Below are 24,221 nucleotides of genomic sequence, written 5' to 3'. Positions count from 1 at the left end.
GAACTGGCGCATCAAGGCGGTAGTGGTTGGATTTTATAGCTACCTTACTTATACAGATGTATCTTTTCTTGCCCTTGAGGTGTGACTCTTTTTTGAAGAGAGATTTGGGCATTATTTTGTAGGTATCTTCACGAGGAGGCTAAGTTTTGAAGCGCTTGGTCATCTGTGATGCTTTATAGAGTTAGAGATGAATGATACGGTCTTTCTATGAAAATCCTAGTTACCGGCGGCGCCGGATACATCGGTTCACACACAGCGCAGGCTCTTTTAAAAGCCGGGCACCAAGTTATTATCCTGGACAACATAACCACAGGTTTCCGCGAAGCGATTCCGGCTGGTGTTGAGTTTGTTCAAGGAGATGTCCGCAATAGTTCTGCCTTGGGCGAGGTCATCAAAAAATACTCCATCGAAGCCGTTGTTCATTTTGCGGCCAAGCTGATCGTCCCAGAATCCATCGAAAAGCCGATGGAATACTACGAAAATAACACCATGGGCGTTCTTTCTCTTTTGCAGGCTTGTGCAGTAAATAACGTCAAAAAGATCGTGTTTTCTTCAACAGCAGCGGTCTATGGCGATGCGACTGCAGACGGTCTTATCACCGAAAAATCCCCAACAGCGCCACTGAATCCCTACGGCTCCTCGAAACTAATGAGCGAACAAATCCTCCGCGACTGCGAAGCTCCACACGGTATCCGCTCCGTCTGCCTGCGTTACTTCAACGTCGCCGGCGCCGCAGAAAACGGTCACAACGGCCAAAGAACTAAAAATGCCACGCATTTGATTAAGGTTGCCAGTGAAGCTGCCTGCGGCAAGCGAGCTTCCGTGGGCATCTTCGGCACCGACTATCCTACTCCGGACGGTACTGGTGTTCGCGACTACATCCACGTCGAAGACCTTGCGGATCTGCATGTGCTGGCGTTGCAATACCTGAATGAAGGCGGTAAGTCCGAAGTCTTTAACTGTGGTTATGGCCATGGATTCTCAGTCAGAGAAGTGATCGACACCGTCAAAAAAGTCAGCGGTGTTGACTTCAAAGTCCAGGAACAACCCCGAAGAGCAGGGGATGCAGCCACCTTGGTGGCTGATTCTTCAAAAGTGCGCAAAGCCTTTAACTGGACCCCAAAGCGCGACAATCTTGAGCTGATCTGCAAAACCGCTTACGAGTGGGAGAAAAGATAAGGTGTGGCCTGCTTTGTCTCTACGTTACCCTCGATCATTCATCGAAGAAAGACCCCAACCCAATACCTGCAAGGCCTAGAATTGCCACGCCTGCGACAACAGGAAGGCCGACAGCTGTGCCAAGTGCTGCAACCCCAATGTTTTTCCTATAAAGGCGCCCGTAGCGGCTCCGCTAACGCCACCAATGATCTTTCCTGTATTTGATTTTTTATTTTTTGGTTTCTTTTTTGCCATGCTCAGTTCCTCCGGCAAATCTCAATTTCGTTCATTTCTGATTGTCTATTTGGGAGCGTCAAAATCTGTATTGATCCAGTAGCCACGCCAAGCAATGAATTTTCCACTTTCTGGATCAATATCATCTGTTTCGACTTTATGACAAAGCCAGTGCTTTTCCTCTCTTTCAGCTATTGTGATCATAAATAGTAGGCCGCAAAGTAGTAAAAAATTTTTTCCGTCGCCAACTGCATTTTCGACTGCCTCCTCAACGTAAACGATATCCTTGTGCGGGCTTGCACTTTTCCGTCCCATCATTTTTGCAAGCCGAACCCATATTAACTGACTATTGGTAGAGGGTTGTTGCGAATCCAGAAAAGAGTTTATTTTTCGAAATACGGCTGTCACGGTACTGGGGTGCGCCTTTTGGATAAAGGCCTGATAGTGTTTCATATTCTTTAGATCTTCGGGGACTACGAGGTGGCACCCATTTGTAATATCAAACAGCATGCGTAAACTCCCTTTTTAAAAGACGTTATGCTTATCGGTTTATTGCAAATAAACTTTAGTTTGATTTAGCATTTTAAATATTGATTTACATAAAATTTACACATAAAAACCCATTAAAGGTTCGTAGGTAAATAGAAAAAGGATGATATAGTAACTTAGGTTAATATATTGCCCATTTGGGGGTATTAATGTATTATGATTTTCAGGTCTTAGTATGAGCAAGAGCGGGCTATTAGAAGTTGTTGATTCAATCGGAGGCCTAAAGGTTGAGATCTGGGGCGAGGATTTAGAACATGCGATTTTGGGGCATCCAGAGGTAACTATACAGCGAGTAAAGGAAACTTTAAGTGCTCCCTCGAGAGTTGTTCAGAGCAAGAGCTCCAATAATGCCTGTCTTTTTTATTCTATTGAGATCAAGGGCAACGATGTTGAAAATATTTTCTTTTGCGTCGTAGTTGCAGTTAAGGACTCAGGGGTGGGTAAAATTATAACTGCATATGAGACGGACTTTATGAAAACAGGAAAAGAGCTGTTTTCAAAGGAGGTAAAAAATGAATCTTAAATACCTAGCTGAGAATGATCTTATGTATATGTACTTTGAGATGAATGTTCCTAATACACAAACTCGTACTGAGCATCCCGAGGTTTTTAAATTTGTCGCGAAGGCGGATAAGAGCACAGTTGTTGGTTATGAAATCGAAAATGCGGCTAGCAATCTTAAGTATATTTTGACCAGCCTGAATCTAAACAGCAAACAAAAGCTGGCAATTTGTTTATACTTTATTCGCGAGCGCGAAGGAAAAACACAGAAGGATTTTTCATCAGCTCTGGGCATTTCTGAAAGCACATACAAAAGCTTGGAAAGGGCCGACCATAATATTAGCTTTGATACACTTGATGGAATTTTCGGCAAGTTTGCTCACGAGCCAATCATGGAAACAGTTTTTCATCATGCGGGTTAAGCCACTTCGGGTGTAGATGATTATTTAGAGTTTTGCGCAAAAGAGGGAAAGACTCCTGAAATTATTTTATCCGGAACTTTGAATTTAAGAATGGGGCCGGAAAAGCACCGCATGGTCAAAGTATTCGCAGAGCAAGAGAAGCGTAGGCAGGTTGCCCCCAATCAACTTTCCTCCCAAAGTCCTGCCTTTCGCCTCAAAAAGTTGTCTCTAGGCAACTTTTAATGGACTTCACCGCCAAAATCTCTAAAATGTTTATTGTAGGCAACTTTTTGGAGGTCAGGTGGAATATACACGTATTACAAGTGCATCTCAGCTCGCAGAAGAAGTTCGAAAGGTTCGAAAGGACCAGGGAATTTCAAGTGAAAAGCTAGGGCAATACGCGGACCTTTCCCGTTATGCTGTTTTGAATTTCGAGAATCAAAAATCAGATATCAAGCTTTCTACACTTCTTAAAATACTGAAGCTGTGCAATATCGAGATCTACATCAAGGTAAAAAGAAAATGAAGAAGCCCTTGAATGTCTTTTATAAAAAGCTGCCTGTCGGAGTTCTGGAAAAAAAAGAAGATGATACTTTAGGATTTACATATTCTGCGGCCTGGTTGGGGAGTAAAGAAAGATTTGCGCTGTCTCCAGCACTGCCTTTGCAAGAAGAGCAATTCAATAACCGCATTACAAAGTCGTATTTTGATAACCTTCTTCCTGAAGGGGAGACACTCAAAATATTTGAACAGATTCTCAAAAAAAGCTTCGAAGATCCGTACCAGATTTTGGAAAGTTATGGCCTTGATTGTGCCGGCGCTCTTGAGATAACTCCGTTACAGGGCCCTCCAGATCATACAGCAGGCGGCGATCTGGAAAAGATATCTTTTGATGAAATTGATCAAGTCATCGCAAACAAAGACAGTTTGTATGTGCATAGCCTTGTTAAGCACAAAGGAAGATTTTCATTGGCAGGGGCTCAAGATAAGATTCCTGTCATCGTACAAGATGACGAGGTATTTCTTTCTATTGATGCCAGACCGACGACCCATATTTTGAAGCCCCCCGCAAGAATATCTGGCGTTTTAAACTCGGTACAAAATGAATACCTTTGTATGCGCTTGGCACAACTGTGTAAGTTAGAGGTTCCAACTGTTAAGTTGGTTGGCAAAGAACACCTGCTATTTTTAGTCGAACGCTATGACCGAGCCATAGTGAACGGACGGGTGGAAAGATTGCACCAGTATGATATGTGTCAGGCCCAAGGTTATCCGTCGGCAGAAAAGTACGAGGAAGACGGCGGTCCTGGCTTTGCTCAAAACTATAAGACAATCGAAAAGGTTTCCGACAACAAAATCAATGATCTGGAGGCGGCTCTAAGTTGGTTGGCCTTTAATCTTTTAATTGGAAATAACGATTCTCATTCTAAGAACCTGTCATTTTTGTATGTCGATGGCGAAACTCGTCTGGCTCCGATGTATGATCTTCTTAGTACAAGTATTTATAAAAACATGTCGTCTGATTTTGCCTTTTCAATTGGTGGGCAGCGTAATCCTTCCAAAATGAAGAAAAAGAATTTCGAAATGCTGGCAGAAGATCTTGGATTCGAAAAAAGGAAGGATATCTTCCTGAAAGTGATGGCTTCTATGGCATCGTTAGTGCAGCAGCAGGTCGAAGTTTTATGGGCCGAGATTTCTGGCGATGACAGATTTAAGTATATTCAGAAAGATCTGCGGGCTGAAATTCACAGTCGCGTGAATCTTTATAAAACGCTTTAGTGTGGCAAAGATCTTTATTAGATCTTGAGCTGATCTGCAAAACCGCTTACGAGTGGGAACGAAGATTATATAAATCAGGCCATTGAAGAAAAAATCGCAAGAGAAGCGTAAGTTAACAAAGGGCCTCGCGCAGGCCCTTGTACTCTGATCTATTAGGGATGTGTCGTTGTCTCTCTTGAGATCTCAGCACGCTCCTCAAGCCCCAACAAATACCCAACAACATCCCGCGCACTATAGGACTTTTTCCCATCCTTCAACATACGCGTCACATTGTTCAAGTCATCTCCCGCCGTCAGCAAGGAAATCTCTTCCTGACCACCAGCTTGGATTTGCCCCATGCCCACATCCGCCATCAGGGCATTGCACAGACATTTGCGACCGACCGTATCTTCAGCCAAGCCACCTTTTTTAACGTAATCATTCACAGGTTCTGCCGGACAACGCTGGCCAATGCCGCCGTCTTCTTTCTGATAAGCGTGGCGCAGGTACCCCAGGTCACAAATGCGTTTGCGGCTGGCATAGATGGTCTCTTCAGAAATCGTCCCGGGAATGCGCGCAGCTTTGAACGGAAAACCTGTCGGCGATGAACGAGGATCAGTAAAGATCCAGCCGCCTTCAGGTGCATTTTCAGTCATAATTGTGTGCAGGGCTTTTTCTTTAAGCTCCTGTTTTACGCCAGACTCATTTGAAAACGCAAACAAGGTTCCGACCTGAACTCCATGAGCCCCCATCGCACGAACTTCCTGCAACTTTTCCGGAGTCGCATAGTAACCCGCCATCCAGAACGGAAGCTCTAAAGCCGCCATTTCCTTCAGGCAAACTTCATCGCGCTCGCCATAGATCGGCTCGCCCTTGTCGTTTAGTTTCATCGGACCACGTGGGGGAGCATTGTGCCCGCCAGCCAAAGGACCTTCGACAATAAAACCATCCACGCGGCCCGTGGATTTTTTCTTCAAGTTTGCAGCCAAAATCGCGGAAGAAACAATAGGGAAGAAGAACGGACGTTTCAGTGGAGCCAACGCCGTATCCTCCATGACTTCCTGAGGATCAAAAGACGTCACCACTTCTTCCGCAGCACCGGCTACAGGAACTTTTAGAGTGGCTTTTTGATTTTCACTTAGCAGATCCAGAGCTCCTGGAATTTCACGCGGAATTCCGGCACCCATGATGACGTAATCCACTCCCGCCAGCAGGCCGCCATAAAGGCACGCCAAGTTTGGCAGAACGACTTTTTCCAGAAGATTCAGGCCGACAACACCATTGTGACCTTCACGAGCCAACCAAACCTCAACGAAGCAGGCCGCGACAGTCAGTTGCAACAACGCTTTCGGGGATTCGATAGAAAACATCGGAGGACGTTTGTAAGGCTGCTGAGGCGCTTTTCCGCCTTCAACATAGTAAGTATCCAGGATTTTTTGTGCAATCGCCTGGGACGGGAAGGCCTTTAAGGCGCGACGGCAACTGCCATCAAGATCGCCATCTTGCAGACGGCGAACCAGCACAGAGTTGATCGCAGTTCCGGAAACAACACCCAATTGGCCTGTTTGAGAAACTGTTTTTGCCAAACGCCAGTCAGAAACCGCGATCCCCATGCCACCTTGAATAACTATCGGATGATTGTATTGCATCCGAGCAATCTATTGGCCCCCGAATCAAGTCGCAAATAAAAAGAACCTGTTTATGGAATTTTCTGCCGCTCTGGGTTAATGGGTGTTCCGTTAGAATCTAATTCGAACCCCAATGCCTGCGTCCAAATCAACATCTGTGTCGGGCGCAAGATCCAAAGCCAGTGACAGCTCACCAAAGAACTCCAGATTGGGATTGTTGATATTGTAAACCAACCCCAACGGGGCGCGTGGGCCAATCGCGATATCGCCATCGTGCTTTCCGCTGTTGATGGAAATCAAACGTACACCCAGGCCGTAGTACATTTCAATCGGACCGCTGCGCTCGACCGAAAATACGCGTGCCCGGTCCCACAGATAAGTTCCATGCACATGCAGTCCGGAATGATGCCCGGTGGAATAGGCTAAGGCACCTTCCAGCGAGTGTTGCCCGTCAAGGCTTGTTCGTCCTGAAAAGCCCGTCGGGTCGCCCAGCACCACACCTAGTGCGCTGTCGGCAAAAGCGTTGTTGGTCATCATCAGTGATAGAGCAAGCATCGATGCTGTCATGTACTTCTTCATGAAGTCCTCCGCTGGGGTCTATTATCCCGAAGTCAGAAAAGAACTCCAATGAAAACACCGAAATGTTTCAAGGTGAGGAGAACTGTAAAAAACTTCAACAAAATGCGCTATTTTTCTAAGAGGCCTTTGCGCAGATATTCGATCATCAGTGATTGATATTTCTTTCCATCAGCCTTCGCTTTTAGCTTCAGGCTTCTCAGGATATTTTCGGGAACTCTTAGGCTGATTGCCACAGTGGGCTCGTCAATTTGTGAAGACATGACTCGCATATCTTCAAGAAATCTGAGGGCAGATTCAGGGGAGATTTGCTCTGATTTATTTTTCTTTGCCGAGACCTTACTTTTTTTCACGCAGTTTTGCCTTTATGTTTTCGATATCAACGAGATCCTGAGGGCGCCCTGATTCGGTTTTCATATGAAGGAGTTCAGTATTGTATATACAATGGCAATATTAAAGCGAAAACCGTCCCAAGGCGGGACTTTGGGCCGCTAAATTCTTTTCAGAACCACCAACTCTTTATACCCCGTATGCCCATCGTTTTCCCGCTGGAATGTCAGTTGCGGATTTTCCAGCAGCATGATTTCCGCAGTGGTGTAAATCTCAGACCCGTCCATCAGGTGGCCGCCAACGACTTTGCCTTCAAAGTCACTGACAGAGATATGCAGATGGGCACCGGTGCTGTTAACGGTTCCGCTTAAAGACACAATTTCAAAAGGCCCCTGAAATTCCACGACATCTTTGCCATTGGACAGACGAAGGTGGGCTTTGTTCAGGCTTCCGACGCAACTGACCACACAGGCCGCATGTAAGTGATGCAACTGACAATAATAGATAAGCTCTTTTTTAAGGTCTTGCCCGGGTCTCAAACGGAAACAATAGCTGGTTACAGAGCTGGAAAAAGGTTCAGTTGCCATATAAGCCCCCCGTATTAACGAAATGAAAACAAACTTTTATAAACTTCAACTTTGTCAGCCCGACCGATGGGAGTATCATTAAAAGATAGGTCGTAATCTCTCCACTCAAGACAGGCAACATATGAAAATATATTCTGATATCACAAAAACCGTTGGTCAAACCCCCTTGATTGAAATGCAAAGAATCGGGAAGGGTTTGCCCGGGAAGCTCTTGTTGAAACTCGAATTTTTTAATCCCCTGGGCTCTGTGAAAGACCGTATTGGTCTTGCCATGATCGAGGATGCTGAGCGCAGTGGAAAACTAAAACCCGGAATGACTATTATCGAACCCACCAGTGGTAACACGGGTATCGCGCTGGCTTTTGTGGCGGCAGCAAAAGGTTACCAGATCACTTTGATCATGCCTGAAACCATGTCGCAAGAGCGTCGCACGTTGTTGCTTTTACTGGGGGCAAAAATCATTCTGACCCCGGGGCCTCTGGGTATGAAGGGGGCCATCGCAAAGGCCATGGAGCTTATTGAAAAAACTCCGAACACATGGACGGCAGGACAGTTTGATAATCCGGCCAATCCGGCCATTCATAAAGAAACCACCGGTATGGAAATCTGGAATGACACCGACGGCAAGGTGGATATGGTCATCAGCGGGGTGGGAACATCCGGCACGATCACTGGGGTTGGATCATTCTTAAAATCCAAAAAAGCCAGCGTGAAAATGATTGCGGTAGAACCTGTGGAAAGCGCCGTGCTTTCCGGTGGCAAGCCCGGTCCTCACAAAATTCAGGGTTTGGGCGCAGGGTTCATTCCCAGTGTCATGGATCGCAGTGTGGTTGATGGGGTGGAGCAAGTGTCCTCTGAAGAATCCATTAAAACCGCCCGCGAAGTGATCAAGGCAGAAGGTATTCCTGTGGGGATTTCCTCCGGGGCCGCCATCGCTGCCGGGCTTCGTCAGGCCGCTAAGGAAGAAAATCGCGGAAAGAATATTGTCGTTATTATTCCAAGTTATAGTGAGCGCTATCTATCGACCTTGCTGGCCGAACAAGAACGCCAAGAGGCTCAAAACTTACAAGTAGCGACAGTGGATGAATCGTATTTAAGCAAGGTGAAGTAAAGAAATGGTGCCCTTTGTAGTTCCGGCGAAAGAAAAAGTTCTGTTAAAGATAGGCGAGGGAGCCACGCTTCCAGCGCCCCCTTCGGAATTGAATATCTTTGTCTGGAACGTCTATAAGGGGCAGCGCGCAGCCTTGTTTGAAAATGACTTTAAGCGACTGGGGCAGAATAAGGATTTTATCTTCCTGCAGGAGGCATTGCTGGATCAGAAAATGCCCCAGATCTGGCGGAATGATTTTTCGGCCTACGAATGGCATCTGGCGCAGAGTTTTCACTACAAGAAGGATCTTTCCAGCACGGGTGTGGCGATCGGTTCAAGGCTGACCCCGACATCGGTGGATTTTATTCGTGCAAAAACCCGGGAACTTTTCTGGCTGACGCCGAAGTTGACTCTATTTAGTGAATACAAATTCGGTGATAAGACTGCTCTTTTCGTTTGCACGCATGTTTTGAATTTTGTGACTCTGAATGCTTTCACAGCATCCTTGTATGAAATCGCCTCGCGCATTTCTCAGTTTGATGGACCTATCGTTCTGGCCGGGGATTTTAATACCTGGAATTTCAAGCGCTATATGATTATGAAAAGCATTTTTCGCGATCTGGGATTGGAACATCTCGATCTTGAAGATGACGGTCGTATTCTTAAGCTGGATCATGTATTCGTTCGGGGCTTTGATGTCCTGAAAGGGCGGGTCCATCACACCATCGTGAGTTCGGCTCCTTGCCTTTAAAAACAATCATGCAACCGGCGATTGAGCTGGCTGAAAACGGGTTCCCTCAACTCGGGATAAATCTTTTCTAGTTCCTGAGCGATGAATCCCAGTTGAGGGCGGCGCCCATGCTCTGGATTCTTCCAGTTATAACTGACGCCTTGAACTTGAAGAATTTTATCCAACTCTGTTGCCGGATCTAAAGAGGCGATATCCCGTTTTAAGCGGACATCCGAAGAATCCGTGATACCAAAGGCGCGCAAAGTGCCGTTGACGTCGAGCTTGTATCCGGGGGTTGTTGTGCCGATACCAATGTTACCATTGAGCGCAAGGTGAATGCGTGGCACCGCATTAGTCCAAATTTGCAGAACTCCATCGGAAACCCATTCAAGTCCAGTGTCATTATCCCCAATGGCCAGTGCAATTGCTGGCGTGGTTGAACCCCAAGCGGAAGTGTCATACACGTACAGTTTGTCTTTTACAAAAGCATTGCCCTCGACGTGCAAGGTCGTATTTGGAGCACTGGTGCCAACGCCCAGCTTTCCGGTGAAGACGTTTGTGGAGTTCACATCGTCCTGATACAGGCCATATTTAGCGGTTCCGGCCACAGCTCCTATATAAACACCATATCCGGTATCGATGGTCCCGCCACCTGTATTGCTGACGGTGAAGCTTGCGGCCTTGGCTGTTGTGATAGCTCCAGTAGAAGTGTTTTGAATGATACCTTGAAGGCCTGTGGCTGCATTAATAGTCGAGACAGATTTATGATGAACATCGTTGACCGAGCCAATAGCAGAGTTGATGTTCCCGGTCTGCGCGGCGGAGTCCTCAATACGGTTCACAGCGCCGTAAAGTCCGCCGGTAAAGTCATAAGAGGAGCCGGGTAAGATAGTATTCCAGCTTGCGTGAAGATTGGTAGCGGTATTGGCTGTAAGCGCGGGGGACAGAGACATGCGACTTAGCACGGCAGGCGGGGATGCCGCTGTGCTGCTGACATGCAAAGGCGAAGATGGGGCCAGCGTTCCGATACCGACATTGCCGACATTATCAATGCGCATGCGCTCGGGGTTGCCACCACCGCTGGTGTTTGTTGAAAAGGTGATTGCGGTATTAGAGTATGTGACAATTTTTAAAGGATTGGTCGAGTTGGATTCGATATAAGTGGAGGATCCTCCGGCAGAAGCTCCCCAGGTTCCTATACTAATGTTGTTCGAACCGGCTTTGGCGCTGAGATAAGCTCCACCTGAAGCATCCGTGTTGTACATAAGAATGTTTTTACTGGCTGAGGCGGTCGTTGTGCGAACTTCCAGTTGTGCAGTTGGAGCATTGGTGCCAATACCGAGGGTTCCAGTACTGGTGAGGGTCATTCTGGTTGTGTTCGCAGTTTCAAAGTTCAAAGGTTGTGCATCATTTGTTCCCAAAATGGCCGGGGTTCCAAAGCTATTTCCACCGTGGGCGAAGAGGCCCGAAGAGGAAAAGTTAGTACAGCCCATGATGCCATTGCCGTCAAAGGTGACCAGTTGGTTCATTCCACAAGTAAAGTCTGTTATAGCAGAACCGGAGCCGTTGCTGGCTAGAAGACGGTTAGCGGTCAAAAGACTTGTTCCTGTTCCACCGTTGCTGACACTCAACGTGCCGGTGACTGCGGCCGATTGTGCAAGATCCATGGCGCCGAATGATGGTGCCCCACCTGCTCCGGGAACTCTTAGAACCTGATGGGCGGTTCCAGCTGCGGTTGAAGCCATGGTGGAGGCGGAGTCAAAGTAAACCAGTCCGCCAGAAGTTCCTGACGTCAAACCTGTACCGCCCTTGCTGACCGGAACCACTGGAAGTTGTGAGGTCGCGACCGCGCCCGAGATATCCGCAAATCCCAGCAAAGCATTGACCCAGTTACCACCATCGTAGCGCAATGTCTGCCCTGCCGTGTAGGCGACAGGAGAAACGGTCTTGCCTTTAATGCGATCCACGCTAATTGTGCTGGATATGCCACTGATATCGCCAGCAAACGTGGAAGCTGTGCTTAGTTTTGCGTTAAAATTATTCCAGTCAGTGAAGCTTAAATATCCGTTTGTTGTGGCATTAGCCTGGGCAATCGTGATGTTCGGTGTTGTTCCTGCCGAAGCTGATAATGGGGATGAAGCCGTTACTGCTGTAACGCCATTTGCACCCGCGCCATCACCGATTTTCACCCAAGCACTGCCTGTATCCCGATAAAGAGAATTGTCATCTGTACCCACATATAATCGGCCATTGACGCCTGCGGATGGACGGGCAGCGATAGTGCCGCTTTGCACGCTGGGCGTATCACCGGTGTTGAGAATAGCATCGGTGATTCCATATCCGGAAAGTGTTGTGGGTTTTCCTGAAGTGATCTTGCCCCAATCCAAAGACGGAATATCCGCGGCAAGCAGAGTTGACCCGGAAAGAACCCGGCCTTGAGCATCGGTTGTGACTTTCACGTGGGTGCCCGCAGTGCCGGTGTTTTTCAAGGTCACAACTCCGGCTTCTGAAATAGTGACATCGCCGCTAAGTGATGTGGGGGTGTACTGAGAGGAGTTGTAAATCAATATCTGTCCCGAGGTCGGTGCGGAAGCAGAAACAGCCGCCCCTTGAATCTTTGTGACAGTGGGAGCAGGATACGTACCGCCCAAATCCCCGGAGGCTGCTCCTGTCGGTGCGCGGGAGTCACTGAAGCGGGCATCATTGCCTGCCGCAACACTACCCGCTGTTGTGCCAACGTTTAATGTGAATGCTGGTGTTGAGGTTCCATTAGTGACAGTCAGATATGGGGTGCTGTTGGAGATGACTTGGGTCACGGTTCCGCCTGAGGCGCCACTGACCGGAGCGCAGTCAAAGGCACTTCCTGTCCAGATCAGAAACTCATTGGCATCACAGGTCGGCAGGCCTGCTTTCAGCAGAAAGTCACTGGCCACTTTCGATCCGAGTTTTTCAGCGGACAGGGCATAGGCAGCATAGGGAACTGAACGAATTTCGTTGGCAGGTGAAATCACTTTCCAGCCAGAGCCATCGTGGAACTGAACTTTCAGCAGACGGCCGTCACCTGTTCCTGCGGGATAGAGCGCGCCGCCATAGCAGTTGTGGTCGATAGAGTTGTTAAAAGCATCCAGCAAGGTGAACAGGGGATCAGAGGGAAATAGTTTCGTGCCAGATCCGATGGGAACATCGAAGATGCCTTTGGAGTTTACCATGTTCACTCCATCACGCTGTTCGCGATAGATCACACAGTTGCCGTTGGGGCTGGTGATTTCAAAAAGAAAACTGGTATTGCCATGCTCCAACGGAGTTCCGTCGGTTTTAAGAATTCGCCCTTGATAAGTAAGATTAGCAGGTGCGGCCTTTCCTGACTGGCTCCAAAAGGCACAGGCGGACAGGATCAAACAGAGCACCCATGACGTTCTTTTGCTCATGCTGTTCTTATCGGCTTTTTTACTGTAAGCTGCATGAAATTTCAGGTTCTTAAGACAACTGTCTCAGTGTGAGACAAGACGGGAATTAAATACTGAGAAACAATCGTTTCAAGGCCTGCTTACGGACCGTCATCAGTTCCGCCCCCAGCGCAGCTCCGAAGAACCACAGCAGTGCACTTTCCCAGGTGACCTCGTGGCTGACAGCGGAAAAAACACCCAAAGAAACAAGCGCCACACTGGCAATGCTTAGCGTGCGGTTTTTCAAAAGCACCAGCCACTCTTCGCGATTTAGAATCATTCGCGCCAGCAGGAAGGTCGCTGCCAGATAGTAGGCTCCACACAGAGAATGACAGAAGGTCTCGCTGATATTCATAAAGGAATGCATCAGATCGTGTCCGGTGTTGAACAGAGTCACACCAAACTGTGAACAGGATGCCAGGGTCAGGGCTGTCCCCACGGCATGGGCGGCGCCTAATTTCGTGGCCACTTTCCATGCAGAAGGCAGTTCTTCCGTTAAAGTGGAATTGATTTTATTTAAAACAAAAGAGGACCCGGCCGGGGAGCTATCTTCCGCAAATGACTGGAAGTCTTTTTTTAGATCTGTCATTTTGATGCTCCTTTCACTTTATGTCCTCGCAGGAATTTCAGACTGCGTGAAACAATCTGGCGAACATTGCTTTCAGATTCCTTCAGCAAGGCCGCGATCTCATCATACTCCATTTCGTCCAGATAGCGGAGTTTCATGACTTCCTGTTCCCGGGGCTTGAGGCCCTTTAAAAGGGCCGCGGCCTCTTGACTGTCATCTATATTAGGAGTCGGGGCGGCGGTTTGTGACAGGGATTCCTCCCATTCGAGGAAATCTTTAATTTCGCGATTTCTATAGTCTTTTAGCTCACTTCGCGTGATGACATAGAGCCAGGCCAGGGCCGAGTGCTTGGGATCATAAAGGTGTTTTTTGCGATAAATCTGCAGGAAGACGATCTGAAGCAGATCCTCGGCGCGTTCCTGCGGCAGACGGCGCTTTAAGGCATAATTCAGCACGCGACCGGAGTGTCTTAAATAGAGGATATCCAGGGCCTTGCGTTCGCCCTCGGAAAGTTTAATTAATAGTTCCTCGTCACTCAGTTCATTCATCTGCCATGAAGGTACGCCGTACCTTTTTGGAGTGCAATGCATTACTAAAAGGTACGGCGTACCTTTCGGGTTTGCTTAATGGTTGAGCAAAGAATCTCTGATGCGGTGCGAATTCATTTAGTACGGGCCCCTCCTAGATTGACTCGGTGTAATGAGTTCAGGTAACTCTAAGCCTTCGTAATTAAAACGAGAAATCATAAACGGAGTGCAACATGTTTAGTGAATCTTTACTGATCTCTCCTGCGATTGCAGGGGTCGTTGGTTTGATCGTTGCTTTGGCTCTGTACCTTCGCGTGAAGGCACAACCAGCGGGCAATGAGACAATGAATCGTATCGCGGCTTACGTGCGCGAAGGTTCTATGGCGTTCCTTGTGCGTGAGTACAAGGTCCTTTTCGTCTACGCAATCGTCGTAGGCTTGGCTCTTTGGTTCGCCTTGGGCGGAATCGCTGCAGGATCTTTCATCCTGGGTGCTTTCCTGTCTTTGCTTGCGGGCTTCTTCGGTATGAAGGCGGCAACTTATGCCAACGTTCGTACCTCTCAAGCCGCAGCTGGCGGTTCTAAAGCGGCGGCTTTGCTGGTTGCTTTGGATGGCGGCGCTGTAATGGGTCTTTCCGTTGCGGGTCTGGGTTTGATCGGTCTTGGTGCATTGTATGTTTGCTTCGGTTGGTCTTTTGATCTGGAAATGGGGTGTGGAAAACCTAAAATGGAAGCCACTTTCAAAGAAAGTGACAGGTGTATCGCTCTATTTGCGCGTATCGGTGGTGGTATCTACACTAAAGCGGCGGACGTGGGTGCCGACATCGCTGGTAAAGTTGTAGAAAACATCCCTGAAGACGACCCTCGTAATCCTGGCGTGATTGCCGACAACGTTGGTGATAACGTCGGTGACGTTGCGGGCATGGGCGCAGACATCTATGAGTCCATGGTTGCTGCGATCGTTTCTGCTATGGCGATTGCTTTGACAATCCCGGCAGAAGGTTTGTCTGCTTTGATGACAGGTGCCGATGCAGAAGCTGTGCGTATTGCCGGTGTTGCTTTGCCAATCTTGTTGTCCACTTTGGGTCTGGTGATCTCTATCATCGTAATCTTTGCAGCGCGCGCGTTTAAAAACGGCAAGCCTGCAACTGTATTGCGTAATGCTTTGATCTTCCCTCCAATTCTTTTGACTGCGGCTGCGTACATCATCCTTCCGATGTTCGGTATCAATCAGGGCGTGACTGTGGCTTTGGCTGCGGGTGCGTTCGGTGGTGCTTTGATCGGTTTGATCACAGAGTACTACACAGCGGCTCGTCCAATCCGTTTGGTTGCTGAGGCAGCTTTGACTGGTGCGGGTACTGGTGTGATCCGTGGTTTGGCAGTGGGTATGGAATCCACAGCGATCCCGATGTTGATCGTTGTTATCGCAGCTTACGTGGCTGATCAGGCTTTGGGTCTGTACGGTATCGCAATGGCGGCAGTGGGTATGTTGGCAGGTACTGCAGTTGTAATGACTGTGGATGCTTACGGTCCAATCGCTGACAACGCGGGTGGTATTTCTGAAATGTCCGGTTTGGGCAAAGAAGTTCGTGCGATCACTGACGAATTGGATGCTGTTGGTAATACAACTGCAGCTATCGGTAAAGGTTTCGCGATCGGTTCTGCGATCCTGACAGTTGTGGCGCTATTCTCTGCGTTCAACATGGAAGTAAACCACGTTCGTGAGAATGCGGGTCTTGCTAAAATGTCCTTGGATCTGACTTCTTCCGGCGTATTGATCGGTATCTTGTTGGGCTCTATCCTGCCATTCCTGGTGGGTGCGACAACAATGACTGCGGTTGGTAAAGCGGCTCAGAAAATCGTTCAAGAGATCGCTCGTCAATTCAAAGAAATCCCAGGTCTTCGTGAAGGTAAAGCGGAACCACAACCAGCTAAGATCGTGGACATTGCCACTCAAGCGGCATTGTTCGAAATGATCCTGCCAGGTATGATCGCGATCCTTGCTCCAGTGGCAGTTGGTTTCTTGTTGGGGCCTCAGGCTTTGGCAGGTCTTCTTGCTGGTGGTTTGGCAGTGGGCGCAACTATGTCCCTGTTCATGGCGAACGCGGGTGGTGCATGGGATAACGCTAAGAAGTTCATCGAAAAAGGCGGCCTTCCAGGTCATCCAAAAGGTTCCGATGCTCACAAAGCAGCGGTTGTTGGTGACACTGTCGGCGACCCGTTCAAAGACACTTCCGGTCCAGGCGTTGCGATCCTTATCAAAGTTATGTCCGTCGTATCTTTGTTGATCGCTCAGCTGATCGCTACTATCGGTGGGTAAGATCGGCCCCGGCCGAGGAGGCTGAAGGCGCCATCAGGCGCCGTAAGCTGGACTCCGGCTCTGCCGAGGAAGCGCAGCTGGACTCCGGCTCTGCCGAGGAAGCGCAGCTGGACTTATCTCTGAATAGAAAACAAACCCCACAGCACACCTGTGGGGTTTTTCTTTTTTGTCCACAGGACTTGGGACTATTCTTGTTTCAAGAGTGTGACAGACGAGCCTTAAGAATTTTATAAACAAAGTATGCACAAAATCACCACTGTACTTTCCGGAAGCTTTTTGGTTTTTGCACTTTCATCCTGCGGGGGCATCGGCACTTATCTGGGCCCGGCAGAAGAGCTTAAAACAATTCCCCACGACATGTTCTATCAGACGACAGGCAACTGCGCTCAAGGCGATTTGGAGTTCATTCGCTTGCAGGCCGCTGGCATCAAGCTTTGGACAGATCCTTCTGCCGTCTTGATGGCGCAGCAGGAACTGTATCTGCATCAGGATTTAAGCTTTGATGTGCGCTATCGCGAGTTTGATATGGAGGGTGTGACGTTTGATAAAAGGTTGCATTCAAAAGTGTCGCTGGATTCCGCGACGGGTGCGATCAGTTTGTCGGGACTGGGTACAGGGCAAATCGTTGAAGAAGACGGCAGAAAATATCTTGAAGTGAATTTCAGACATAATGTGAACTCACCAGAACTGGTGGGAAAAACAGCACGCTTTAGAATTACAAAGTCATTTAGCGGGCTCGACACAGACCGAGCCCAGTATTGCGGTTACTAGGCTTTTGCTGCCAAAACCCAGATTCCAACCAAAATAAATAAACTCCCAGAGACATATTTCATGATTTGGGGGCTTAGCATTGTTCCCAGAAACTTTCCGAAGATGACTCCCAGCGCACCAGCAAGACCCAAGGCCAAGACAACGGCGACCATTACTGTCATAGTGGACTTGGTTTGCGAAGAGGCGGCCAACGCGGCAAATTGGGTCTTGTCTCCCATTTCAGCCAAGAATATCGTGATAAAGGTGCTCGCAAAAATCTTCCAGTCCATGTGGGTCCTTTTCGGTAAGAAATGAAAACCTAGTGATAAGAGCTTAGGTGAGGGATGGCAAGTTTGAAAAGTCGATTTATTTCAGCCATGGATCTTTTGCAGGAGGAGGCCTCTAAAGGGGACCTCACTTTGCGAAGAGTCTTCGTCTTGCTGGGCGAAGAGGGGCATGCCGTTCTGGTGCTTTTCTTGTGTCTGCCGTTTATGCAGCCCATTCCCATCCCTGGACTTTCAACTCCTCTGGGGATTTTAATCTCTCTGGTGGCGATCTTTCTGTTTCGTCAAAGAGCCCCGTGGTTGCCCAAGCGGTTTGAAAATCTCAAGATCTCTGCCGACGTGGTGATCAAAGTGTCCGAAGTGGCGGAAAAGATCTGGACCTATGTTTCCCGGGTGGTGAAAGAACGTCTGACCCTACTTCATGATTTCTGGGCATTTCGTTTTATCAATCTGGTGGTTTTTATTGGCAATGCGGTGTTGTTGTCATTGCCTCTTCCCATACCCTTTTCCAACACGGTTCCGGCAATAGGTATCATTCTGTGTGCTATCGGCCATATGGAAAAAGACGGCGTTTTTATCCTTTTTAGCTACTTGTGGTGTCTGATTGTTGCGAGCTTCTTTGCAACGCTGGCCATGGGGGCGATTCACTTTGTCTGATCTTACTTTGGTCCAGCCTCAACAGAAAGGACCATAGGACCTCAAGCTCTTTGTTTCCGGATTCCTGCTGCTGTTACCATCAAGGTAATGGGGGTACATAATGGGAAAATGGATTGTTGTTACCGTGATGCTTTGTTTTGGAATGATGTCACATGCAGAAGAAGCCACTTCCAATGCCTGTGCAAAAGATCGTGAAACTTTGTGTGGTAATGTCGAACCGGGTGCCGGGCGCATGATGAAATGCATGCGTGATAACAAGGATAAACTTTCTGCTGAGTGCAAAGCGCATCACGCAAAAATGAAATCACACATGAAGGCGGTGAAAGAGGCCTGTCATGATGATGTCGAAAAAGTTTGCGGCGATGTTCAAGGTGGCAAAGGCCGCATCATCAAGTGCATGCATGACAATAAAGATAAACTTTCTGAAAGCTGCAAAGCTGAAATGGCAAGCGGTAGAAAAATGAGAAAGGGTCACTAGATTCACCCATGCGCGAAAGAAGTTTAAGGCTCAGTCTTTTTGATGCCTTCTTATGTTCACTGATGATTGGAGCTGGCGAGACGTACTTGCCAGCTTATTCTTTATCCATCGGCATGGGGGAAATCTTCGCGGGGATTTTATCCACGCTTCCGATTGTCAGTGGTGCGTTCTTACAGCTGATCACGCCGCGCGGGCTTCAGCGCATTCGTTCACATAAAAATTGGGTTGTGGCTTCGGCGACATTGCAGGCGTTAACATTCCTGCCGTTGATATATTTCTCTGCCACGAAGGCGCCGAATTTTTGGATGCTGTTTTTGATTTTATCCCTGTACTGGGGTTCGGGGTTTGCGGCGGGACCGGCCTGGAACTACTGGATGGGGCGACTGGTGCAGGTGGAAGAGGGCAGTCGTTATTTTGCCAAACGTGCACGAGTTTCCCAGATCGGTATTTTATTGGGCTTAATTGGCGGGGGAGTTGCTCTTCACAACAAAGTGGAGCTGGGACCGTTTTCCTCTGTCTTTACCATGCTCTTTGTTTTTGCATTTTCCTGCCGTTTGCTTTCATCTTTCATTTTGTCGTCACAGTATTTTGATCCCAACTGGAATAAAGAGCCCAAGATTGGTTTCCGTGCTTCGTGGAAAGTGTTCTGGGCGAACACCAGTAAACGACAGTTCTTCTTTTATCTTGCCCCTTTTCAGGCCGCCGTCTTTGTATCTTCACCCTTCGTGACGCCTTATATGCTGGCGCAGGTGAAAATGGACTATGGTGCTTACATGACAGCGATCGGGGTTTTATTTGTCGGAAAGATTCTGACGCTGACGTTGATAGACCGCTTCCGCCAGCAGGCTTCGGGATTTAATTTGCTGATTTTTGGGGCCGGGGCGATTGTTCCGCTACCGGCATTGTGGGCCTTTAGTGCAGAACCTTATTTTATTTTCTTCCTGCAACTGATCAGTGGCATGGCGTGGGCCTTTGTGGAAGTGGGCCTGTCTTTGATTTTCTTTAAAGACCTGAAGCAAGAGGAAAAAGTTCCGATTCTGACAGTATATAATCTATTGAATTCGCTGGCGATCATTCTGGGAACATACATCGGTGGTAAAGTGCTGTGGGTGTTCGGGGAAAATGTTACCAGCTATTATGCCGTGTTTGTTCTGGGCAGTGTTGCCCGGGGGTTTGGCTTTTATCCTCTTTATCGTTATGCAAGAACCCAGGTCTGGCAAGGCGGAGAGGCCAAACCCGCTATGGATTCTACGGAAAAAGCTTCTTAAATTCCCGGTGCAGATTCTTATCCTGATAAGTGTCTTCAGAAACCGCCAGATCGTGTTCTGAATAGCCGGAAAAGATTTTCATCACACTGATGTGTTGTTCTTGAATTTCAAAATAGGCGCGCCACGTGCGATAGGCGATCACAAAGCCCTGGCCTTCAGGTTTTACGCGTTTTTTTCGTGAGTTGTCTGGTTCAAACTCCAGTTGATGCAACAGGAAACTGCGTAATTGTTGCAGCCCCTGAAGTTCCAGCCATTGGATTTCTTGTTGGGCTTCCAAAGAAAAATCAATCACGAACTTTTCAGCGTTCTTCAGCCAATCGGGTTCAATGCCGGGGAATGAATCCGCATAAGCCACATAGGGTTTGATATCCAGAATAGGGCTGCCATCCAGAAGGTCTGCGCCTTCAACAAAGATTTTCAGCTTATCAATGTGTTTGATTTTTACACAGCTAATACCCACCGGGTTGGGACGGTAAGGGGATCTGGTGGCAAAGACGCCCAGTTTTTTCTGACTGCCCCGCGGAGGCAGCACCATCGGATTCCAGTGGTCATTGTGATGAAATAAAAACACCACCCAAATACGCTCGCAGCCTTCAAGGCCGGTCAGGGCTTGCTCAAAATTATGGCCACAATTGAGCTCGATATAGCCTGCGGAATGAAATTCATCAGGCTGTCTGCCGGCTTCGTAGGGGTGCACTTGGGGGCTGTGAAAGGTGCCAATGGCAGTAAACTCTATTTTTGACGCCATTGTCTTAACCATTCAAATCCTGCGACAGCCGCAGTGACGCCGACGTTCAAAGAGTTTTTGCGTCCCCGCAAAGGGATGATGCGAACCTCATCAATGACTTTTAAAACCTCTGGATCAAGACCAAAACGCTCGTTACCTAAAACAAAGGCTGTGGGTTCCATATCAAACGCCTCATAAAGATCCGTGGCGCTGGCTGCGGTTTCCAGGGCGACGATGCGATAGCCCTCGTCTTTCAGTTCCTCCAGGCATTCAAGCAGCTTTGGTGCTTCTTCCCATTCCAGATATTCTTGCGTTCCCATGGCGGTTTTTTCTACCTTCCACTGGGTTGGTAACGGCGTGTACCCGCATAGGTATATCTTGCTGGCACCCAGGCATTCCGCCGTGCGGAAGATCGAGCCGACATTGAATGCTGAACGGATATTGTCCAGTACAAATACCAAGGGAAGTTTTTCCTGAGGCGTGGCGTCCTTATCGTTTTCAATAACCAGAAATTCGTCGTCCTGAAGGTTTTTGTGCAGCAACCTTTCAAACGGGATGGAATAACTGACAAAATGTTTCAGAGTCATAGAATCGGTCAGATGTTTTTCCAAAGGGGAAAGGCGAGAAACATCAGGATTTCCCGAAGCCGAAAGGGCCAGGATCTTGGCTTTAAGCTCCTTCAATGCAGAAGCCTCAAAAGAAAAATCCCCCGAGGATTTTTCCAGCTTTAGAAAAAGCTGATGAATTTCTTCGAGGGATTTCTTGTCTTGAGCTGAAAGGCTCATTATTTCACTCTCTGGCCAACCTGTGCGCCGTCATCTGCTGACAGAACAAACAAGTCGCTGCCACCGGTGCCTGCTGCCAGGATCATGCCTTCGGACATGCCAAACTTCATCTTGCGGGGTTTTAGGTTTACGCAAACCAAAACCTTGCGACCCACCATTTGTTCTGGTTTGTAAGCGGCCTTGATGCCGGAAATGATCTGACGAATCTGACCTTCGCCGATATCCACTTTAAGTCTAAGCAGTTTGTCGGCTTCTTTGATTTCTTCAGCCTCAATCACCTGACCAATGCGCAAGTCCACTTTGTCAAAATCAGCAAATTCAATTTCCGCAGGACGAACTTCCACTGTCGCAGCCGCCGGTGCTGCTGCTGCTTTCGGCGTCGCGGTGGACGCGGCCTTTTTTGCGGCCTGAAGTTCTTCATTGATCTTCTTGCCTTCTTCGATCATCGCCTTCACCTTGTCCGCTTCAATACGGGTTGCGAGATGTTCGTAGTCATTGATCGGGCAGTTGGTCAGAACTTTGTTCAGGTCCGACCACTGGTAAGAGGATTCATTCAAAAGCTTTGCCACCTTGTCACTGTAGTAAGGCAGTACAGGTTTTAAATAAATCGCCAGTAAGCGGAACATATTCAAGGTCGTTGTGATGACTTGCTTGGTTCCCGCGGGATCCGTGTCAAGGGTCTTCCACGGCGCTTTTTCATCGAAGTACTTATTGGCATCATCCGCCAGGCCACGAATTTCAGTCAGGGCTTTGGCGAAATCACGGGCCTCATAGTGGGCGGCGATGGCTTCCGCTGTTTTTTGTGCGTGTGCGATCAGCTTCTTGCCTTCAGCATCCGGCTCGCTCATCACGCCATCCATTTTCTTTTTCAGCATTTGACCGCCACGGGAACCCAGGTTTGTGATTTTACCCACAAGCTCGGAATTCACACGTCCGGTGAAGTCCTCCAGATTCAAGTCAATATCATCCACAGAGCTGTTTAACTTTGTGGAATAGTAATAGCGCAGATATTCCGGGTTCAAATGGTTCAGATAAGTTCTGGCAGCGATGAAGGTCCCTTTGGACTTGGACATTTTTTCGCCATTGACCATCAAGTGACCATGAACAAAAACCTGGTTCGGAGAACGGAATTCCGCCGCCTTCAGGAATGCCGGCCAGAAGATCGTGTGGAAGCGGGCAATGTCCTTACCGATGAAATGATAAATCTCACGGCTTGGGTCCTGCCAGATATCCTTCAGTGTTTTTCCTTGAGCTTTGGCCCATTGTTCTGTCGTGGACATGTATCCCATTGGAGCATCCACCCAGACATAGAAGAATTTCTTGTTGTTTGTTCCCGGGATGGCAAAGCCGAAATAAGGCTCGTCACGGGAAATATCCAGATCCTTCAGATCCTCATTGAACCATTCCAGCATTTTCTTGGAAATCTCGCCAGAGCAGTGCTTGGGAATCCACTCTTCAAGATAAGCCTTAAAGTCATTCAGTTTGAAGAAGATACTTTCTGAATCCTTCAATACGGGGGCATTGCCGCACATTGAGCAATGCACTTCCTTCATATCGCTCGGGGAATAAGTCGAGCCGCACACGTCACAGGAATCACCATACTGCTCTTTGGCGCCGCACTTAGGGCACGTTCCTTTAACGAAACGGTCCGGCAGGAACATCTTGTCGTGATTGCAGTAAAGCTGTTGAATCAACTGCGTGCGAGTGTGATTGCCTTCCTGCATTTTTTTGTAGAAGTATTCACAAAGAAGACGATTTTCCTCCGAGTTGGTGGAACCGAAGTGCGCAAACTGCACCTGGAAGTCCGCAAAATCCTGAGTGTGCTCTTTATAGCTTTGTGCGATCAGGGCTTCCGGAGTGATTTTCATCTCGCGGGCCTTAACCATGATGGGAGTTCCGTGGGTGTCATCTGCGCAGATGAACACGCACTCATGGCCTCTCATGTTCTGAAAACGGGCCCAGAAATCGGCCTGAAGATATTCCACAAGGTGACCCAGGTGGATGTATCCGTTTGCGTAGGGAAGAGCACAGGTGATCAGAATCTTACGTTTGTCGGTCATTTATCGAAACTCCACATTTCCGGCTTCAAGGCTATAGACAGCCTTGACAATCTTTACCTCACCAGAGGCCACAGCGTCACGCAGGATTGCAGAGCGTTCTAGCAGATCATTGCCCAGTCCTTCGGCAGCTGTCAGGTCACCGCAAGAGTCAGAACCCAGCAGTACCACCAGATTGGTGCCCAGTGTGCCGACAGAGTATTCCAGACTTTCCTGAACATTTTTGTCCAGAATCAGCTCACCCGTGCGAACGACGTAAATTTCGCCCAGTTTTTGATCGAAAATGATCTCTGGCGATACTCTGGAATCACTGCAAGTGTAGATTGCGGCATGGGGACGCTGCAAAGTGGCAACACGACGGCGGTCCTTGGCGGAAGCACCATCATTGCGGAGTGTGCCGCGAACAAATCTTGTATTACCATTTTTCAACCAGCCCAGGGATTTTTCTGCCGGAACCGGGCCTGCCTCGCGCGGCAATTTACCATGTGTATCCTGGATATGTTGGGCAGCAGCAGCCACGGCCTCTTTAACTTCGGCGGCATGCGCTTGTGCTTCAGCATCATCGCCAACTTGCACCGGAGTCATCTCTTTTGCGCCGCCTGTACTGGTGGCCTGCGCCGGAGCTTCCTTCACATTGCCTTGAGCATCTTTGAGATAAACTTTGGTTTCCTGATTCGGGGTGCGGTCACGGGTGAACGAGGCGCAGGCCGTCAGGTTTAAAAGCAAGAGTGATGTGAAAAGATATTTTTGCATGGAAGCCTCCGTAGATCTTATTGTCAGGACCTCCATTGAGTTAGGTCAAATTAAAAACAAA

General features: G+C 48.3%; 26 protein-coding genes and 1 pseudogene. 13 read left to right on the top strand and 14 right to left on the bottom strand.

The window, feature by feature from the left end; translation table 11 throughout:
* The first annotated feature begins 207 nt into the window (after positions 1-207).
* On the top strand, positions 208-1,179 hold the full coding sequence (galE, locus tag EZJ49_RS11975; RefSeq protein WP_262552379.1) for a UDP-glucose 4-epimerase GalE: 972 nt from the start codon (positions 208-210) through the stop codon (positions 1,177-1,179).
* A 75-nt stretch (positions 1,180-1,254) separates the two neighbouring features.
* On the opposite strand, the gene EZJ49_RS11970 is transcribed toward galE, so the two are convergent.
* The gene (locus tag EZJ49_RS11970) at positions 1,255-1,413 is read right to left on the bottom strand and encodes a hypothetical protein (protein ID WP_262552378.1); all 159 of its coding nucleotides are present in this window, start codon (positions 1,411-1,413) and stop codon (positions 1,255-1,257) included.
* A gap of 45 nt (positions 1,414-1,458) precedes the next feature.
* Positions 1,459-1,902: a hypothetical protein gene (locus EZJ49_RS11965; protein WP_262552377.1), complete on the bottom strand. Its 444-nt coding sequence runs from the start codon at positions 1,900-1,902 to the stop codon at positions 1,459-1,461.
* A 214-nt stretch (positions 1,903-2,116) separates the two neighbouring features.
* Here EZJ49_RS11965 and EZJ49_RS11960 point away from each other — a divergent pair, with 214 nt between their 5' ends.
* The 5 genes and pseudogenes from EZJ49_RS11960 to EZJ49_RS11950 all read left to right on the top strand — a co-directional run bounded on the left by EZJ49_RS11960 (position 2,117) and on the right by EZJ49_RS11950 (position 4,622).
* Complete coding sequence (locus EZJ49_RS11960; RefSeq protein WP_262552376.1) at positions 2,117-2,464, top strand: hypothetical protein; 348 nt, start codon at positions 2,117-2,119, stop codon at positions 2,462-2,464.
* Positions 2,454-2,864: a helix-turn-helix domain-containing protein gene (locus tag EZJ49_RS11955; protein ID WP_262552375.1), complete on the top strand. Its 411-nt coding sequence runs from the start codon at positions 2,454-2,456 to the stop codon at positions 2,862-2,864. Before EZJ49_RS11960 ends, EZJ49_RS11955 begins: the two co-directional genes overlap by 11 nt.
* A 33-nt stretch (positions 2,865-2,897) precedes the next feature.
* Positions 2,898-3,086, top strand: a pseudogene (locus tag EZJ49_RS16445) (toxin-antitoxin system HicB family antitoxin); the annotation flags it as partial.
* 58 nt (positions 3,087-3,144) lie between these two features.
* Positions 3,145-3,369 carry a helix-turn-helix domain-containing protein gene (locus EZJ49_RS16440; protein ID WP_410468738.1) on the top strand — a complete coding sequence of 75 codons (225 nt, stop codon included), beginning with the start codon at positions 3,145-3,147 and terminating at the stop codon, positions 3,367-3,369.
* The gene (locus tag EZJ49_RS11950; RefSeq protein WP_262552373.1) at positions 3,366-4,622 is read left to right on the top strand and encodes a type II toxin-antitoxin system HipA family toxin; all 1,257 of its coding nucleotides are present in this window, start codon (positions 3,366-3,368) and stop codon (positions 4,620-4,622) included. Before EZJ49_RS16440 ends, EZJ49_RS11950 begins: the two co-directional genes overlap by 4 nt.
* A 152-nt stretch (positions 4,623-4,774) precedes the next feature.
* Here the strand turns inward: EZJ49_RS11950 and EZJ49_RS11945 are convergent, their stop codons facing one another.
* The 4 genes from EZJ49_RS11945 to EZJ49_RS11930 form a co-directional block, all read right to left on the bottom strand.
* Entirely contained in the window at positions 4,775-6,250 is a 1,476-nt protein-coding gene (locus tag EZJ49_RS11945; RefSeq protein ID WP_262552372.1) for a nitronate monooxygenase, read from the bottom strand.
* 90 nt (positions 6,251-6,340) lie between these two features.
* Positions 6,341-6,808: a hypothetical protein gene (locus EZJ49_RS11940; protein ID WP_262552371.1), complete on the bottom strand. Its 468-nt coding sequence runs from the start codon at positions 6,806-6,808 to the stop codon at positions 6,341-6,343.
* Positions 6,809-6,915: 107 nt separating this feature from the next.
* Positions 6,916-7,158 carry a BrnA antitoxin family protein gene (locus EZJ49_RS11935; RefSeq protein WP_262552370.1) on the bottom strand — a complete coding sequence of 81 codons (243 nt, stop codon included), beginning with the start codon at positions 7,156-7,158 and terminating at the stop codon, positions 6,916-6,918.
* A gap of 138 nt (positions 7,159-7,296) precedes the next feature.
* Complete coding sequence (locus tag EZJ49_RS11930; RefSeq protein ID WP_262552369.1) at positions 7,297-7,722, bottom strand: PPC domain-containing DNA-binding protein; 426 nt, start codon at positions 7,720-7,722, stop codon at positions 7,297-7,299.
* A gap of 121 nt (positions 7,723-7,843) precedes the next feature.
* Here EZJ49_RS11930 and cysK point away from each other — a divergent pair, with 121 nt between their 5' ends.
* Together cysK and EZJ49_RS11920 are read left to right on the top strand one after the other, a co-directional pair.
* Positions 7,844-8,833: a cysteine synthase A gene (cysK, locus tag EZJ49_RS11925; protein ID WP_262552367.1), complete on the top strand. Its 990-nt coding sequence runs from the start codon at positions 7,844-7,846 to the stop codon at positions 8,831-8,833.
* A gap of 4 nt (positions 8,834-8,837) precedes the next feature.
* Complete coding sequence (locus EZJ49_RS11920) at positions 8,838-9,563, top strand: endonuclease/exonuclease/phosphatase family protein (protein WP_262552366.1); 726 nt, start codon at positions 8,838-8,840, stop codon at positions 9,561-9,563.
* Here the strand turns inward: EZJ49_RS11920 and EZJ49_RS11915 are convergent.
* The 3 genes from EZJ49_RS11915 to EZJ49_RS11905 form a co-directional block, all read right to left on the bottom strand.
* The gene (locus EZJ49_RS11915) at positions 9,560-12,970 is read right to left on the bottom strand and encodes a tail fiber domain-containing protein (RefSeq protein WP_262552365.1); all 3,411 of its coding nucleotides are present in this window, start codon (positions 12,968-12,970) and stop codon (positions 9,560-9,562) included. The two genes, EZJ49_RS11920 and EZJ49_RS11915, sit on opposite strands and share 4 nt — an antisense overlap.
* An 85-nt stretch (positions 12,971-13,055) precedes the next feature.
* Entirely contained in the window at positions 13,056-13,577 is a 522-nt protein-coding gene (locus EZJ49_RS11910; RefSeq protein ID WP_262552364.1) for a hypothetical protein, read from the bottom strand.
* Entirely contained in the window at positions 13,574-14,104 is a 531-nt protein-coding gene (locus EZJ49_RS11905; RefSeq protein WP_262552363.1) for an RNA polymerase sigma factor, read from the bottom strand. The genes EZJ49_RS11910 and EZJ49_RS11905 overlap by 4 nt, the downstream gene beginning before the upstream one ends.
* A gap of 212 nt (positions 14,105-14,316) precedes the next feature.
* Here EZJ49_RS11905 and EZJ49_RS11900 point away from each other — a divergent pair, with 212 nt between their 5' ends.
* Entirely contained in the window at positions 14,317-16,401 is a 2,085-nt protein-coding gene (locus EZJ49_RS11900) for a sodium-translocating pyrophosphatase (RefSeq protein WP_262552362.1), read from the top strand.
* Between the two features lie 240 nt (positions 16,402-16,641).
* On the top strand, positions 16,642-17,172 hold the full coding sequence (locus EZJ49_RS11895) for a hypothetical protein (RefSeq protein WP_262552361.1): 531 nt from the start codon (positions 16,642-16,644) through the stop codon (positions 17,170-17,172).
* On the opposite strand, the gene EZJ49_RS11890 is transcribed toward EZJ49_RS11895, so the two are convergent.
* Positions 17,169-17,441 carry a TMEM165/GDT1 family protein gene (locus EZJ49_RS11890; protein ID WP_262552360.1) on the bottom strand — a complete coding sequence of 91 codons (273 nt, stop codon included), beginning with the start codon at positions 17,439-17,441 and terminating at the stop codon, positions 17,169-17,171. The two genes, EZJ49_RS11895 and EZJ49_RS11890, sit on opposite strands and share 4 nt — an antisense overlap.
* Before the next feature lie 54 nt (positions 17,442-17,495).
* On the opposite strand from EZJ49_RS11890, the gene EZJ49_RS11885 reads away from it, so the two are divergent.
* The 3 genes from EZJ49_RS11885 (at position 17,496) to EZJ49_RS11875 (ending at position 19,838) form a co-directional block, all read left to right on the top strand.
* Positions 17,496-18,092, top strand: a complete 597-nt coding sequence (locus EZJ49_RS11885; RefSeq protein ID WP_262552358.1) for an exopolysaccharide biosynthesis protein — start codon at positions 17,496-17,498, stop codon at positions 18,090-18,092.
* A 100-nt stretch (positions 18,093-18,192) separates the two neighbouring features.
* Positions 18,193-18,570, top strand: a complete 378-nt coding sequence (locus EZJ49_RS11880; RefSeq protein WP_262552357.1) for a cysteine rich repeat-containing protein — start codon at positions 18,193-18,195, stop codon at positions 18,568-18,570.
* An 8-nt stretch (positions 18,571-18,578) separates the two neighbouring features.
* A complete protein-coding gene (locus EZJ49_RS11875; protein ID WP_262552356.1) occupies positions 18,579-19,838 on the top strand; it encodes an MFS transporter in 1,260 nt (419 codons plus the stop codon).
* Here the strand turns inward: EZJ49_RS11875 and tsaA are convergent.
* Genes tsaA through EZJ49_RS11855 form a run of 4 tightly spaced genes read right to left on the bottom strand, consistent with a single transcriptional unit; the run spans position 19,819 to position 24,160 of the window.
* The gene (tsaA, locus tag EZJ49_RS11870) at positions 19,819-20,586 is read right to left on the bottom strand and encodes a tRNA (N6-threonylcarbamoyladenosine(37)-N6)-methyltransferase TrmO (RefSeq protein ID WP_262552355.1); all 768 of its coding nucleotides are present in this window, start codon (positions 20,584-20,586) and stop codon (positions 19,819-19,821) included. The genes EZJ49_RS11875 and tsaA overlap by 20 nt on opposite strands.
* Positions 20,571-21,350: an RNA methyltransferase gene (locus tag EZJ49_RS11865; protein WP_262552354.1), complete on the bottom strand. Its 780-nt coding sequence runs from the start codon at positions 21,348-21,350 to the stop codon at positions 20,571-20,573. The genes tsaA and EZJ49_RS11865 overlap by 16 nt, the downstream gene beginning before the upstream one ends.
* Complete coding sequence (gene metG / locus EZJ49_RS11860) at positions 21,350-23,410, bottom strand: methionine--tRNA ligase (protein WP_262552353.1); 2,061 nt, start codon at positions 23,408-23,410, stop codon at positions 21,350-21,352. The genes EZJ49_RS11865 and metG overlap by 1 nt, the downstream gene beginning before the upstream one ends.
* Positions 23,411-24,160, bottom strand: coding sequence for a carbonic anhydrase (locus EZJ49_RS11855; RefSeq protein ID WP_262552352.1), 750 nt, complete (start codon positions 24,158-24,160; stop codon positions 23,411-23,413).
* Positions 24,161-24,221 lie beyond the last annotated feature (61 nt).

This window comes from Bdellovibrio bacteriovorus (genome assembly GCF_025558485.1).
GTDB lineage: Bacteria > Bdellovibrionota > Bdellovibrionia > Bdellovibrionales > Bdellovibrionaceae > Bdellovibrio > Bdellovibrio bacteriovorus_G.
This window is presented reverse-complemented; position numbering and strand designations above follow the sequence as displayed.